Source organism: Pseudomonas delhiensis (genome assembly GCF_900187975.1).
GTDB classification, from domain to species: Bacteria; Pseudomonadota; Gammaproteobacteria; order Pseudomonadales; family Pseudomonadaceae; genus Pseudomonas; species Pseudomonas delhiensis.
The window spans coordinates 1-13,852 of the sequence record NZ_FZPC01000050.1 but is presented as its reverse complement, the minus strand read 5'-3'; the positions used below and the strand labels follow the sequence as shown (position 1 = coordinate 13,852).

11 protein-coding genes are annotated in these 13,852 nt (G+C 69.0%); 8 read left to right on the top strand and 3 right to left on the bottom strand.

The annotated features are described in order from the left end of the window. Positions 1-63: 63 nt before the first annotated feature. Positions 64-981 (top strand): ornithine carbamoyltransferase, encoded by a 918-nt coding sequence (argF, locus tag CHC02_RS28730; RefSeq protein ID WP_089394777.1) that lies wholly within the window; start codon positions 64-66, stop codon positions 979-981. 128 nt (positions 982-1,109) lie between these two features. Next, a complete protein-coding gene (locus tag CHC02_RS28725) occupies positions 1,110-2,183 on the top strand; it encodes an ABC transporter ATP-binding protein (RefSeq protein ID WP_089394776.1) in 1,074 nt (357 codons plus the stop codon). Between the two features lie 236 nt (positions 2,184-2,419). Here the strand turns inward: CHC02_RS28725 and CHC02_RS28720 are convergent, their stop codons facing one another. Together CHC02_RS28720 and CHC02_RS28715 are read right to left on the bottom strand one after the other, a co-directional pair. After that, positions 2,420-5,302 (bottom strand): HD domain-containing phosphohydrolase, encoded by a 2,883-nt coding sequence (locus CHC02_RS28720; protein ID WP_089394775.1) that lies wholly within the window; start codon positions 5,300-5,302, stop codon positions 2,420-2,422. Then, positions 5,299-6,150 carry a substrate-binding periplasmic protein gene (locus CHC02_RS28715; protein ID WP_089394774.1) on the bottom strand — a complete coding sequence of 284 codons (852 nt, stop codon included), beginning with the start codon at positions 6,148-6,150 and terminating at the stop codon, positions 5,299-5,301. The genes CHC02_RS28720 and CHC02_RS28715 overlap by 4 nt, the downstream gene beginning before the upstream one ends. Positions 6,151-6,641: 491 nt before the next feature. Between CHC02_RS28715 and CHC02_RS28710 the strand changes: the two genes are divergently transcribed. Further along, on the top strand, positions 6,642-7,544 hold the full coding sequence (locus CHC02_RS28710) for an alpha/beta fold hydrolase (RefSeq protein WP_089394773.1): 903 nt from the start codon (positions 6,642-6,644) through the stop codon (positions 7,542-7,544). 228 nt (positions 7,545-7,772) lie between these two features. Beyond that, entirely contained in the window at positions 7,773-9,149 is a 1,377-nt protein-coding gene (gene ppnN / locus CHC02_RS28705; RefSeq protein WP_089394772.1) for a nucleotide 5'-monophosphate nucleosidase PpnN, read from the top strand. 247 nt (positions 9,150-9,396) lie between these two features. On the opposite strand, the gene CHC02_RS28700 is transcribed toward ppnN, so the two are convergent. After that, positions 9,397-9,825: a MarR family winged helix-turn-helix transcriptional regulator gene (locus CHC02_RS28700; protein WP_089394771.1), complete on the bottom strand. Its 429-nt coding sequence runs from the start codon at positions 9,823-9,825 to the stop codon at positions 9,397-9,399. A 77-nt stretch (positions 9,826-9,902) separates the two neighbouring features. On the opposite strand from CHC02_RS28700, the gene CHC02_RS28695 reads away from it, so the two are divergent. From CHC02_RS28695 to CHC02_RS28680, 4 genes are all read left to right on the top strand, one after another. Next, positions 9,903-10,637, top strand: coding sequence for a siderophore-interacting protein (locus CHC02_RS28695; RefSeq protein ID WP_089394770.1), 735 nt, complete (start codon positions 9,903-9,905; stop codon positions 10,635-10,637). Between the two features lie 217 nt (positions 10,638-10,854). Then, on the top strand, positions 10,855-12,210 hold the full coding sequence (locus CHC02_RS28690; protein ID WP_089394769.1) for an MFS transporter: 1,356 nt from the start codon (positions 10,855-10,857) through the stop codon (positions 12,208-12,210). 21 nt (positions 12,211-12,231) lie between these two features. Further along, complete coding sequence (locus tag CHC02_RS28685) at positions 12,232-13,494, top strand: gallate dioxygenase (RefSeq protein ID WP_089394768.1); 1,263 nt, start codon at positions 12,232-12,234, stop codon at positions 13,492-13,494. Between the two features lie 92 nt (positions 13,495-13,586). Next, positions 13,587-13,852 (top strand): OprD family outer membrane porin (locus CHC02_RS28680; protein ID WP_141137705.1); only part of this gene is annotated, 266 nt, incomplete at its 3' end.

The following is a 13,852-nucleotide window of genomic DNA, read 5'->3' as shown; positions in this document are numbered from 1 at the left end:
TTTTCTCGAAAAGCCGGCCAGACCCTCGGCCGCAATCTGAGAACAAGCAGTAGGTACTGAATCATGAGCGCAAGGCATTTCCTCTCGATGCTGGATTACACGACCGACGAACTCCTCGGTCTGATCCGCCGTGGCAGCGAGCTGAAGGACCTGCGCGACCGAGGCGTGCTCTACGAGCCGCTGAAGAACCGCGTGCTGGGCATGATCTTCGAGAAGGCCTCCACCCGGACGCGGATTTCCTTCGAGGCCGGCATGATCCAGCTCGGCGGCCAGGCGATCTTCCTCTCCCCGCGCGACACCCAGCTGGGCCGCGGCGAGCCCATCGCCGACGCGGCGAAGGTGATGTCGCGCATGGTCGACGCGGTGATGATCCGTACCTTCGCCCACAGCACCCTCACCGAGTTCGCCGCCAACTCGCGGGTGCCGGTGATCAACGGCCTGTCCGACGACCTGCACCCCTGCCAGCTGCTGGCCGACATGCAGACCTTCCACGAACACCGCGGCAGCATCGCCGGCAAGACCGTGGCCTGGATCGGCGACGGCAACAACATGTGCAACAGCTACATCGAGGCGGCCATCCGCTTCGACTTCCAGCTGCGCGTGGCCTGCCCCGAGGGCTACGAGCCCAGCGCCGCGCTGCAGGCCCTGGCCGGCGAGCGCGTGCGCGTGGTCCGCGACCCGCGCGAAGCGGTGGCCGGCGCGCACCTGGTGAGCACCGACGTCTGGGCCTCCATGGGCCAGGAAGACGAGGCCGCCGCGCGCCTGCGCACCTTCCGCCCCTACCAGGTGAGCCGCGAGCTGCTCGACGGCGCCGCCGCGGACGTGCTGTTCATGCACTGCCTGCCGGCGCACCGTGGCGAGGAGATCAGCGAGGACCTGCTGGACGACCCGCGCTCGGTGGCCTGGGACCAGGCGGAGAACCGCCTGCACGCGCAGAAGGCGCTGCTCGAACTGCTGGTCGAACACGCCCACTACGCCTGAGCCCCCATTGCCGCCGCACGGCCCCGGCCTGCCGTGCGGCACGGGGTCGCCGGCATCGCGTTGGCGAGTAATTCTCATTCGCCACGTGTAAACTCTCTGCCTCCGCTTCTTTCTCCACGGCACCATCCATGACCCGACCGTTGTTGCTCGAACTCAGAAACCTCTCCTGTGGCTATGGGCAGCAGCGCGTGGTACAGGACGTCAGCCTGCACCTGAACGCCGGCGACATCGGCTGCCTGCTGGGCCCCTCCGGCTGCGGCAAGACCACCATCCTGCGCGCCATCGCCGGCTTCGAGCCGGTGCAGGAGGGCGAGATCCACCTGGCCGGCGAGACCATCTCGCGCCCCGGCTTCACCCTGGCGCCGGAGAAGCGCCGCATCGGCATGGTGTTCCAGGACTACGCGCTGTTCCCGCACCTGACGGTGGAGGACAACGTCGGCTTCGGCATCCGCAAGCACCCCGAGCGCCGGCGCATCGTCACCGAGCTGCTGGAGCTGGTGAAGCTCGACAAGCTCGGCCGGCGCTACCCCCACGAGCTGTCCGGCGGCCAGCAGCAGCGCGTGGCCCTGGCCCGCGCGCTGGCCCCCGAACCGCTGCTGCTGCTGCTCGACGAACCCTTCTCCAACCTCGACGTGGAGCTGCGCCGCAAGCTCAGCCACGAGGTCCGCGAGATCCTCAAGGCACGCGGCACCAGCGCCGTGCTGGTGACCCACGACCAGGAAGAGGCCTTCGCCGTCAGCGACCAGGTCGGCGTGTTCAAGCACGGCCACCTGGAGCAGTGGGACACCCCCTTCAACCTCTACCACGAGCCGCAGACGCCCTTCGTCGCCAGCTTCATCGGCCAGGGCTACTTCATCCGCGGACAGATGCTCGACCCGGACAGCGTGCAGACCGAACTGGGCGTGCTGCGCGGCAACCGCGCCTACAGCCTGCCCCAGGGCAGCGCGGTGGACGTGCTGCTGCGCCCGGACGACCTGGTCTACGCCCCGCAGGGCCCGCTGAAGGCGCGCATCGTCGGCAAGTCGTTCCTCGGCGCGGCCACCCTGTACCGCCTGCAACTGGCCACCGGCACCCTGCTGGAGTCGATCTTCCCCAGCCATGCCGACCACCAGCCGGGCGAGGAAGTCGGCATCGGCGTGGCCGCCGACCACCTGGTGCTGTTCCAGGCCGAGGGCAGCGTGGCGCTGGACTCGCCGCGCTGACGCGGCCCCCGGAGGGAGAGGGAGCTGCTCGTGCCACCGGGGCGTCCGGCGTGGCCGGTGAGTCCTATCGCGGACAGAGTCCGCCCTCACCCGCGCCATTCCCATTGTAGGAGCGCGCCCTGCGCGCGATTCGCGGGCAGGGCCCGCTCCTACAGGTGGGACAGCGGTGGCGGGGTAGGCGGACTCTGTCCGCGATTCGGCGGATAACGCCGTAGTGAACAGCATTACGCTGCGGCTCAGGCCTTCTCCGCCTGGCCCGCCTCGACGATCGCCAGCAGCGCCGCCTCGTCCACCACGTCCATCTGCTCCGGCCGCAGGAAGCGCTCGCCGTATTCGCGGTAGACGCCGCCGGCCACGAACAGCCGGAACAGCCCCGCGTCCACGTGGCGGTCGCGGGCCATGCAGGCGAGGATCTTCAGCGACTCGGAGAGCGTCTTCGGCGCCTTGTAGGGGCGGTCGGCGGCGGTCAGCGCCTCGAAGATGTCGGCGATGGCCATGATCCGCTCGGGAATGCTCATGTCCTCGCCCGACAGCCGCCGCGGGTAGCCAGTGCCGTCCATCTTCTCGTGGTGGTTGGCGGCGATGGTCGGCACCCGGCGCAGGTGCCTGGGCAGCGGCAGCGCGCTGAGCATCATCAGCGTCTGGACGATGTGCTCGTTGATCTTGAAGCGCTCCTCGTCGGTCAGGGTGCCACGGCGGATGCCCAGGTTGTACAGTTCGCCGTAGTGGCTGGCGAAGGCCGGCAGGCGCATGTCGAAGCCCCAGGCGTTGCGCGGGTCGTCCCGGGCCACCGGCGGCTTGCGCTCGCCCCAGGGCACCTGGTGCGACGGCTTGTCGGCCAGCAGGCGCTCCTCCACCGGCAGCGGCTCGGCCGGCGTCGCCACCAGGCGCTCGGCCTCGTCGTGGGAAATGCCGATGCGGTCGTCGAAGTGCCGCCACCAGCGGCGCTCGCCGATGCGCGCCAGGCGCTCGATGTCCTCGTCGCGCATGAACTCGCCGCCGACGTTGGCCTGGGCGACGAAGGCGAAGTCCTCGCGCAGCGCCTGCTGCTCGGCATCGCGCCGCTCGCCCAGGGCCGCCTCCTCGCCGCCCTCGGCGCGGTCGCGCCAGTAGCGGATGTCGGCGTCGCGCCAGAGCACCTCGAAGCGCATGCGGACCTCGTGCAGGCGGTTGTACAGGGTCTCCAGCTTGGTGGCCTTGTCCACCACGTACTCGGGGCTGGTGATCTTGCCGCAGTCGTGCAGCCAGGCGGCGATCTGGAATTCGTAGCGCTCGGCGTCGCTCATGGCGAAGGCCGCGTAGGGCCCGTCGCGGTCGTCGATGGCCTTCTGCACCAGCATGTCGGCCAGCTGCGGCACCCGCTCGCAGTGGCCGCCGGTGTAGGGGCTCTTGGCGTCGATGGCATCGGCCAGCAGCTTGATGATGGCGTCCAGCAGGCGCTGCTGCGCCTCGATCAGCTGGCGCGTCTCGATGGCCACGGCGGCGGCCCCGGACAGCTCCTCGACGAAGCGCTTGAACGGCCGCCGCGGCTGGCGCCGGCGCTCGCCCTCCTCCTGCAGCTGCAGCACCAGCATGCCCAGCAGCTCCTCGCTGCGGTTGCGCAGCGGCACCTCCATGTGCCGGCCGCGGCCGCTCAGGGCCTGATCCACCAGGCTGGCCAGCTGCGCCTCGTCGAAGCCTTCGATGAGCAGCGACTGCGGGTAGTGCCCGCCGTTCACCGCGCAGGCCTGCACCAGGCGGTTGTCCTGCTCCTGCAGCAGGTACACCGCGCCGCCCCGCACGCCGGTGGCCTCCACCAGGCGCGTGAGCACCTCGGCGAGCATGCTGTCCAGGCGCGTCTCGCGGCTCAGGCTCAGGGTGATGCCCTGGAAGTTGTGGATGGTCCGCGACATGCCGCCGAGCACCCGGCTCAGTTCGCGCACCTCGCGGATCTTCGAGTCGACGCCCACCGGCCGGGCGAAGTCGAAGGCCGCCAGCGCCCCCACCTGGTCGGCCAGGGCCCGCAGCGGGCGGGCGATGCGCCGGCCGATCAGCCAGCCGAGCAGCAGCAGGGCCAGCAGCAGCGCGCCGCTCCAGGCGGCCTGGCGCAACAGCACCTGGCGCGCGCCGGCCAGCAGTTCGTCGGCCGGGATGCCGATCAGCACCCGCGCCTGGCCGCTGGCGAAGCTCACCAGCGGCACCCAGATGCCGTACCAGTCCTCGCCCGCCACCTGGTAGCGCTGCGGCGTGCCGGCCGGGCCGCCGAGCTCCACCAGGCGCTCCAGGCTGGGCACGCCGAGTTCGTCGAGGTGGGCCAGGCGCACCTCGTGGTCGTCGTGGCGCAGCAGGCGCCCCAGGTCCGGGTAGGCGATCACCGTGTTCTGCGCGCCGAGCACCGCCAGCTCGGTGTTGGCGGTCTGGCGCAGGTCGCCCATCTCGGTGGCCAGGTCGTCCACCGAGGCGTCCATGCCGATCACCGCCGCGCCGTCGACGCTGCGCAGGGCCAGGGTCAGGCCGATCTCCTGGGTGGTGAAGAACACGTAGGGCTGCGTCAGCACCGTGCCCTTGCCGGTGTAGGCGTCCTTGTACCAGGGCCGCTGGCGCGGGTCGTAGCGGTAGTCGGGGCGCTCCTGGCGCTGCAGCAGTTGCAGCCGCGCATCGTAGAAGCGCCACTCGCCGACCAGCGCGCCCTGCTCGCCGAGGGTCTGGCTCTGCACCAGGTAGAGGGTCCTGTCCGGCGCCTTGAGCGCCTGCCGCGCCTTCGCCGTGCGCAGGGCGCGGATCAGCAGGAACTCGCCGTTCGGGTAGCCGACGTAGAGCGCGCTCAGGGTGCGGTTGGCGCGCAGGTTCTCCGCCAGCATGGGCAGGCGCTCCAGGCGCGCCGGCAGGTTGTCGGTCTGCGAGATGCCGTCGTAGCTGAGCAGGCGCAGGGTGTTCTGCGCCGGGTCGAGCAGGCGGCGGATGCGCTCGTTGACCGTCACCCCCAGTTGCGCCGCGGACTCGCCCGCCGCCGTCACCAGCGCCCCTTCCACGCCGCGGTAGCCCTGCACCAGCAGCGACACGGCCAGCACCAGCATGCTCAGGATGATGGCGCCGGTCACCAGGACCTGCAGGGGAATGCCGCGCTTGTCTGCCCTCATGGTGCCTCGTCCTGTTCGCCGAGCCCATCGGGCGTCGGTCGGTAGCCGTTGTCGAGAAGCGACGCCGCGACGTCCAGCGGCGCGTTGCCGAGGAAGATGCGGGCCAGCGAGCCGTCCAGCCGCAGGTCCTCGAACAGGCGCTGCCACTGCGCGCTCTGCGCCGCGCTGAAACGCCCGCGGGCCAGCACCAGGCTGCGCGGCACGCCGGCCCCGCGGGTCACGTCGATGCCGCGGAAGCGGTGGCGCAGCGCCGGGTCGTGGAGCAGGCCGGCCAGGCTCAGCTCGTGGCCGATCAGCCCGTCCACCTCGCCACCCAGCAATGCGTTGAAGCAGGCCGTCTCGTCGACGTATTCGCGCACCCGCCCCTCGCTGCGCAGGATGCGCAGCATGGCGTCCAGGTAGGGGCCGTGGTTGTAGCCGGCGACCGCGCCCAGGCGCACGCCCGGTAGCGCGTGGAAGTCGTCCAGGCTGTGCAGGTCGGCGGACAGGTCCAGCGGCACTATCAGCCGCTCGCGCAGGTGCAGGTAGGGCACGAAGTAGGCGTAGCGGCGTTGCTCGGCGGTGGCCACGGCGCTGGTGGCCATGTCCAGCTCGCCACGCTGCAGGGCCGTCCAGATCTGCGCCCGTGGCCGCACCGAGACCTCGAAGGCGCAGCCAGTGCGGCGCGCCAGCTCGGCCACCAGGTCGGCGTCCAGGCCCTTGCCGTCGTGGTAGAACACCTGGTTGCGGTAGAACGCCAGGCGCACGGGTTGCGTGCAGCCGTAGCGATCGTCCGCGGCCGCGGGCAGGCACAGGCAGGCCAGCACGGCGAAAGCCAGCCCGGTTCGCAAAACAGGGTGCACGACCATGAATCCGACCCATCCATTGTGTCGGCCAGGGAGGAGCGCGACGACCTCTTCCGCGGCTGGAGGATTCGCAGGAAACGACTGAAGGAAAGTGTAATAGGGCGCTGGCCTTTTGCCGGAAAAACGCAGTTCGTCGGATTCCCGGTCGACGGCAGTGGGAAAACGCCCGGCACAGGGTTGCGGTCGACGAACCGTCCTGCTTAACTCTGCCCCATGCGTGACTCATCGGTCACGCATCACGTCCAAGAAGATTTTTCCGCCCGGCACTTCCCCGCCCGGCCTTTCCTACCTGCCTCGAAAGCCCCCGCGCACGGCCCTCGAAAAGAGGTTCGACGCTACGCTTTTGCAAATATAAGTTTTTGAAAATAAAGAAAATATGAACTTTCGCCGGGTGACATGAAGCTGTCACCTCGAGGCGCTTTCCTTCTGCCTGGTAGTTCTCTCGCACCCGATCGTGGGGTGCATCCATTCGAGCTGCGTATGGAGGAAGCGACATGAGGCCGGAAACCGCCGTCGTCGAGATTCTGCAACACCGGGTATACACGGAGTTCCACGCCAACAGGGAAGCACGCCAGACCATCATCCTGGTCAACGGCTCGCTGTCCACTACCGCCTCCTTTGCGCAAACGGTGAAATACCTGCAACCGCACTTCAACGTGGTCTGCTACGACCAGCCCTATGCCGGCGGGTCCAAGGCGCACAACGACTGCCGCGAGTTCATCAGCAAGGAGTACGAGGCGCAGCTGCTGCTGGGCCTGATCGAGCACTACCGCGCCGACGTGGTGATGTCCTTCTCCTGGGGCGGGGTGGCCACCCTGCTGGCCCTGGCGCAGCGCCCGAGCCGCATCCGCAAGGCGGTGATCAGCTCCTTCTCGCCGCTGCTCAACGCCTCGATGCTGGACTACCTGCACCGCGGCCTGGACTACCTCGGCGCCTGCGACCGGCCGAACGTCGCCAACCTGGTCAACGACACCATCGGCCGCTACCTGCCGCAGCTGTTCAAGCGCTACAACTTCCGCCACGTCGCCGGCCTGGACGATCACGAGTACCGGCAGATGCACTTCCACGTCTGCCAGGTGCTCAAGCTCAGCGCCGAGAGCTACATGGAGAAGTTCGCCGCCATCGACATCCCGCTGCTGTTCGTCAACGGCGAGCTGGACATCTACACCACCCCGGCCGAGGCCAAGCTGTTCCAGCAGCTGATCCGCGATTGCGAGTTCCGCACCATCCGCAACGCCGGGCACTTCATCGACGTCGAGCACAAGCAGGGCTGGCAGGACACCCGCGACGCCCTGCTGGGCTTCCTGAAGCCACAGCGCCAGCCGGTCAGCCTGTCCCTGGGCAACGGCTACCTGCCCAACCACGAAGGCATTCCGCTGGCCGCCCTGGCCGGCTGAACGCCTCTTCCCCGTCGTCCGGCTCCCGCCTCCCGGCGGGCGGCCGAGGCCGGCCCGCCGCCATGATGGCAATCCGCAGGGCTCGCCGCCTCGCTCCCCACGCACTACTATCCGGATAAGCCCCACCCTCACCGGGCCGCCCTTGCGGCCACACCGGGGCAGGACACCGCCAGCGCGCGGTCGAGTACCCAGGTGCCCTCCCGGGCATCCGCACCAATGGAAGCTGTAATGTCCCCCAGACCCACCATCAATGCCTCGGTCAGCCCCAAGGGCACCCTCGAAACCCTGTCCCAGCGCGAAGTCCAGCAACTCAGCGAAGCCGGCTCGGGCAGCGTCTACCAACTGTTCCGCCAGTGCGCCCTGGCCATCCTCAACACCGGCGCGCGCATCGACAACGCCAAGACCATCCTCGACGCCTACCGCGACTTCGAGGTGCGCATCCACCAGCAGGACCGCGGCGTGCGCCTGGAGCTGGTCAACGCGCCGGCCGACGCCTTCGTCGACGGCGAGATGATCGCCGGCACCCGCGAGATGCTCTTCAGCGCCCTGCGCGACATCGTCTACACCGCCAACGAGCTGGACGACCAGCGCGTCGACCTGCACACCTCCCAGGGCATCACCGACTACGTCTTCCACCTGCTGCGCAACGCGCGCACCCTGCGCCCGGGCGTGGAGCCGAAGATAGTCGTGTGCTGGGGCGGCCACTCCATCAGCACCGAGGAATACAAGTACACCAAGAAGGTCGGCCACGAGCTGGGCCTGCGCAACCTGGACGTGTGCACCGGCTGCGGGCCGGGCGTGATGAAGGGGCCGATGAAGGGCGCCACCATCGGCCATGCCAAGCAGCGCCACCACGGCGGCCGCTACCTGGGCCTGACCGAGCCGGGAATCATCGCCGCCGAGGCGCCCAACCCCATCGTCAACGAGCTGGTGATACTGCCGGACATCGAGAAGCGCCTGGAGGCCTTCGTCCGCGTCGGCCACGGCATCATCATCTTCCCCGGCGGCGTCGGCACGGCGGAGGAGTTCCTCTACCTGCTGGGCATCCTCATGCACCCGGACAACCAGGACCTGCCCTTCCCCCTGGTGCTCACCGGCCCGCGCAGCGCCTCGGCCTACTTCGAGCAACTGCACGCCTTCGTCGGCGCCACCCTGGGCGAGGCGGCGCAGCGGCGCTACCAGATCATCGTCGACAACCCCGCCGAAGTGGCGCGGCACATGGCCCAGGGCCTGAAGGAGGTCAAGCAGTTCCGCCGCGAGCGCAACGACGCCTTCCACTTCAACTGGCTGCTGAAGATCGACGTCGGCTTCCAGCGCCCCTTCGACCCCACCCACGAGCACATGGCCGGCCTGCAGCTGAGCACCGACCTGCCGCCCCATGAACTGGCGGCCAACCTGCGCCGGGCGTTCTCCGGGATAGTCGCCGGCAACGTCAAGGAAAAGGGCGTGCGGGCGATCGAGGAGTTCGGCCCCTACGAGATCCACGGCGAACCGGCGCTGATGCGCCGCCTGGACGAGCTGCTGCACGCCTTCGTCAAGCAGCACCGGATGAAGCTGCCGGGCGGCGCGGCCTACGAGCCGTGCTACCGGGTGGTGGAGGGTTGATACGCGCCATGTCCCTGTAGGAGCGCGCCCTGCGCGCGAATCGCGGGCAGGGCCCGCTCCTACGGGGGCCGCTATTGCGCTCGGGCATCGGCCAGCTTTTCGTAGGAGCGAGCTTGCTCGCGAACGAGGTTTACCGGGAACTGCGGTGTTTGGGTTGATTCCGTTCCCTCTCCCTAACCCTCTCCCTGAAGGGAGAGGGTTAGGGAGAGGCGCCCACCCAACCCACCAAAACCACCGGCGAGCCCCCTCACTCCGTCTGCAGATTCGCCTCCACCCGCGCCAACAACCCCTGCAACTGCTCCCGCTCCTGCGCGCTGAAGCCCCGCACCGCCACCTCCGACAAATGCCGGCCCTGCCCTTCCACCTCGGCATAAACCGCCTCACCTTCGGCGCTCAGGCTCAAGCATACGCTGCGCTTGTCCAATGCATCGGCGCTACCCTCCAGCAAACCACGATTGCGCAGCCCCTGGATCAGCCGGGCGATCTGCGCCTTGTCGCGGCCGCTGTGCTCCACCAGCTGGCGCTGGGTGGCGCCCGGACGGCGGGCGAAGAAGGCCAGCACCTTGAATTCCATGTGAGTCAGTTCATGGGGGCCGTCGCGCAGTTCGCGGTACTGCCGCGAACGGTACAGGTGCATGACGGCATGGATGGTTTCGAGGACGTCGTCGGCTTTCATGGCTATACGGTTGACTTTATCAACTAATGATTCTTATGATCGTTGATATTATCAACCATAGCCCAAGAGGGCCACCCATGACCCAAGCCACCCCGCAACGCCGCGTGCACCGCGTCCGCCACGAACTGCGCATGCGCGAAGTGCAGGTCGCCCGCCGCGAACAGCTCAGCCCGCATTTCGTCAGCCTCACCTTCGCCGGCGAGGCCCTGGCCGACTTCGTGTCCGCCGGCTTCGACGACCACGTCAAGTTCATGTTCGAGGACGACGACGGCAGCATCGTGCGCCGCGACTACACCCCGCGCCGCTTCGACGCCCAGGCCCGCGAGCTGACCCTGGAGTTCGCCCTGCACGGCCACGGCAAGGCCTGCCAGTGGGCCGAGCAGGCCCAGGTCGGCGACCACGCGGTGATCGGCGGCCCGCGCGGCTCGATGATCGTCCCGCCGGACTTCGACTGGCACCTGTTCGTCGCCGACGCCACCGGCCTGCCCGCCGTGCACCGGCGCCTGGAGGAGATGCCGGCGGGCACCCGCGCCATCGTCCTGCTGCAGGTGGAGGCGGCCGACCGCCGCCGGTTCGCCAGCGCCGCCGACCTCCAGCTGCAATGGTTCGACGACGACCAGGCCTTGCTGGCCGCCGTCGAGGCCCTGGGCCTGCCCGCCGGCGAAGGCTTCGCCTGGGGCGCCGGCGAGGCCGCGGCCATGGTCCGCGTGCGCAACCTGCTGCTGGACAAGGGCCAGCCGAAGGAAGCCATGCGCGTCGCCGCCTACTGGCGCCAGGGCCAGGCCGACTACCACGAGGAACTCAGCCAGTGAAACCCGCCCGCCAGGCGTCGCCGGCCCCGGCAACGCCTGCGCAAGCACCCCATAAACAAAACCGATACCCGCTTAAGGATTTCCCAGAGGCAGGCCCCGCCCCTTGAGCCTTACAGTCGCCCCACGCCGAAAAACGGCGAGGTGATTCCTGCCGGTCATCATCGTTTTCGAAGCCTGTTGGAATTTTCACCACTACAAGAACAAAAGGTGAACGCGAATGCTCAAGCAAAACCCCGGTGGCATGGAGACCGTCGATGTCAAAGACTGGATCGACAGCCGCCCAATCTCGCCCTACCAGTGGCTGATCCTGTCCCTGTGCTTCCTCATCGTCCTGTTCGACGGCTTCGACGTGGCCGTGATGGGCTTCATCGCCCCGTCGCTGATGCAGGAGTGGGGCCTGTCCCGCGCCGCCTTCGGCCCGGTGATGAGCGCCGGTATGATCGGCCTGGCCATTGGCGCGCTGACCGCCGGCCCCTACGCCGACCGCCTCGGGCGCAAGAAGGTGCTGCTGATCGCGGTCACCGGCTTCAGCCTGCTCAGCCTGGCCTGCGCCTTCGCCCGCAGCCCCTACGAACTGGCGATCCTGCGCCTGCTCACCGGCGTCGCCCTGGGCGCCGCCATGCCCAACAGCACCACGCTGCTGGCCGAATACCTGCCCGAGCGCAGCCGCTCGCTGCTGATCACCATCATGTTCACCGGCTTCAACATGGGCTCGGGCCTGGGCGGCTTCCTCGCCGCCTGGCTGATCCCGCACCACGGCTGGCAGGCGGTGCTGCTCGCCGGCGGCCTGCTGCCGCTGGCCCTGCTGCCCTTCCTGCTGTGGCTGCTGCCGGAATCCGCCCGCTTCATGGCCGCGCACAAGGCCCCGGCCGAGCAGATCGCCGCGGCCCTGGCGAAGCTGGGCGGGCGCTTCGCCGCTGGCACCCGCTTCACCGTCAGCGAACCGCCGGTGCAGCACAAGGCCCCGGTGCGCCTGCTGTTCACCGAGCGCTACCGCCTGGGCACCCTGGCGCTGTGGGCCACCTACTTCATGGGCCTGCTGGTGATCTACCTGACCATGGGCTGGCTGCCCACCCTGCTGCGCGACGGCGGCCTGTCCATCGAGCGCGCCGCGACCATCACCGGGCTGTTCCAGATCGGCGGCACCGTCGGCGCCATCGTGGTCGGCTGGATCATGGACAGGCGCAACCCCAACCGCGTCATCGCCATCGCCTACGCCCTGGGCGGCCTGTGCATCGTATCGCTCGGCGCGCTGAGCCTGGAGTCCAGCCTGCTGGTAGTGGGCGTGGCCGCCGCCGGCTTCTGCATGAGCGGTGCGCAGACCGGCCTCAACGCCTTCGCCCCGGGCTACTACCCCACCGAGTTCCGCGCCACCGGGGTAAGCTGGATGCTCGGCATCGGCCGCTTCGGCGCCATCTTCGGCTCGCTCGTCGGCGGCGCGGTGCTCAGCCTCGGCCTGGGCCTGCCGCTGCTGTTCACCTTCCTCGGCCTGCCGGCGTTCGCCGCGGCCCTGGCGATCCTGGCCAACGGCCACGCCCGGCGCCGCGCGAGCCAGGCCCTGGCCACGCAGTAACCTGAACCAGAGGACCCCGTCATGGCACGCATCATTGGTGGCCTAGCCGTCTCCCACACCCCGACCATCGGCTTCGCCGTCGACCACGACAAACAGCAGGAGGCGGCCTGGGCGCCGATCTTCGAGGGCTTCGAGCCGATCCGCGCCTGGCTCCAGGAGCAGCGGCCGGACGTGCTCTTCTACATCTTCAACGACCACGTCACCTCGTTCTTCTTCGACCACTACAGCGCCTTCACCCTCGGCGTCGACGACCGGTACGGCGTCGCCGACGAGGGCGGCAACCCGCGCGAGCTGCCGCCGGTGGGCGGCCACGCGGCGCTGTCGCGGCACATCGGCGAAAGCCTGATGGCCGACGAGTTCGACATGAGCTTCTTCCGCGACAAGCCGCTGGACCACGGCTTCTTCTCGCCGATGTCGGCGCTGCTGCCCTGCGCCGACGGCTGGCCGCTGCGGATAGTCCCGCTGCAGGTCGGCGTGCTGCAGCTGCCGATCCCCAGCGCGCGGCGCTGCTACAAGCTGGGCCAGGCCCTGCGCCGCGCCATCGAGAGCTACCCGGAGGACCTCAAGGTCGCCATCGTCGCCACCGGCGGCGTGTCGCACCAGGTCCACGGCGAGCGCTGCGGCTTCAACAACCCGGAATGGGACGCGCAGTTCATCGAGCTGCTGGTCGACGACCCCGAGCGCCTGACCGAAATGACCGTCGCCGAATACGCCACCCTCGGCGGCATGGAGGGCGCCGAGGTGATCACCTGGCTGATCATGCGCGGCGCGTTGTCCGCCCGCGTCGACAAGCTGCACCAGGACTACTACCTGCCGTCCATGACCGGTATCGCTACCCTGCTGCTGCAGAACCGCGACCAGGCCCTGCCGGCCCCGGCCATCGAGCGCCACCGCCGGCACATGCGCCACCAGCTGGCCGGCGCGGAGCAGCTGGAAGGCACCTACCCCTACACCCTGGAGCGCAGCGCCAAGGGCTACCGGCTGAACAAGTTCCTCCACCGCATGATCGAGCCGCAGTGGCGCCAGCGCTTCCTCGCCGAGCCCGAGGCGCTCTACGCCGAGGCCGGCCTTTGCGAGGAAGAGCGCGACCTGCTGCGCCGCCGCGACTGGCGCGGGCTGATCCACTACGGGGTGATCTTCTTCGTGCTGGAGAAACTCGGCGCCGTGCTGGGCGTCTCCAACCTGGACATCTACGCCGCCATGCGCGGCCAGAGCCTGGAAGACTTCATGAAGACGCGCAACCAGCAGGTGCGCTACTCGGTGGCCGGCAAGGCCCCGCGCTAACCCCACTCCCCCGCCCAGCTTCACCGCCCACCAGCGACGCCACCGCGCCGCTGGCCGGCGACGCTTTGCCCAAGAAACGGAGAACAACAACAATGATCCGCCCGACCAAGCACCGTCTCGTCTGCACCCTGGCCCTGGCCGGTACCGCCCTCCCCGCCTTCGCCGATGGCTTCCTGGAAGACGCCAGGTCCAGCCTGACGCTGCGCAACTTCTACATGAACCGCGACTACACGGGCGACGCCGCCCAGGGCAAGGCCGAGGAGTGGACGCAGAACTTCATCCTCGACTTCAAGTCCGGCTTCACCCAGGGCACCGTCGGCCTCGGCATGGACGTGCTCGGCCTGTACAGCGTCAAGCT

Coding starts and splice junctions, on each gene's coding strand:
- CHC02_RS28685 (WP_089394768.1), top strand. CDS start 12,232: ATGGCACGCATCATTGGTGGCCTAGCCGTCTCCCACACCCCGACCATC.
- CHC02_RS28700 (WP_089394771.1), bottom strand. CDS start 9,825: ATGAAAGCCGACGACGTCCTCGAAACCATCCATGCCGTCATGCACCTG.
- CHC02_RS28695 (WP_089394770.1), top strand. CDS start 9,903: ATGACCCAAGCCACCCCGCAACGCCGCGTGCACCGCGTCCGCCACGAA.
- CHC02_RS28690 (WP_089394769.1), top strand. CDS start 10,855: ATGCTCAAGCAAAACCCCGGTGGCATGGAGACCGTCGATGTCAAAGAC.
- CHC02_RS28715 (WP_089394774.1), bottom strand. CDS start 6,150: ATGGTCGTGCACCCTGTTTTGCGAACCGGGCTGGCTTTCGCCGTGCTG.
- argF (WP_089394777.1), top strand. CDS start 64: ATGAGCGCAAGGCATTTCCTCTCGATGCTGGATTACACGACCGACGAA.
- ppnN (WP_089394772.1), top strand. CDS start 7,773: ATGTCCCCCAGACCCACCATCAATGCCTCGGTCAGCCCCAAGGGCACC.
- CHC02_RS28710 (WP_089394773.1), top strand. CDS start 6,642: ATGAGGCCGGAAACCGCCGTCGTCGAGATTCTGCAACACCGGGTATAC.
- CHC02_RS28725 (WP_089394776.1), top strand. CDS start 1,110: ATGACCCGACCGTTGTTGCTCGAACTCAGAAACCTCTCCTGTGGCTAT.
- CHC02_RS28720 (WP_089394775.1), bottom strand. CDS start 5,302: ATGAGGGCAGACAAGCGCGGCATTCCCCTGCAGGTCCTGGTGACCGGC.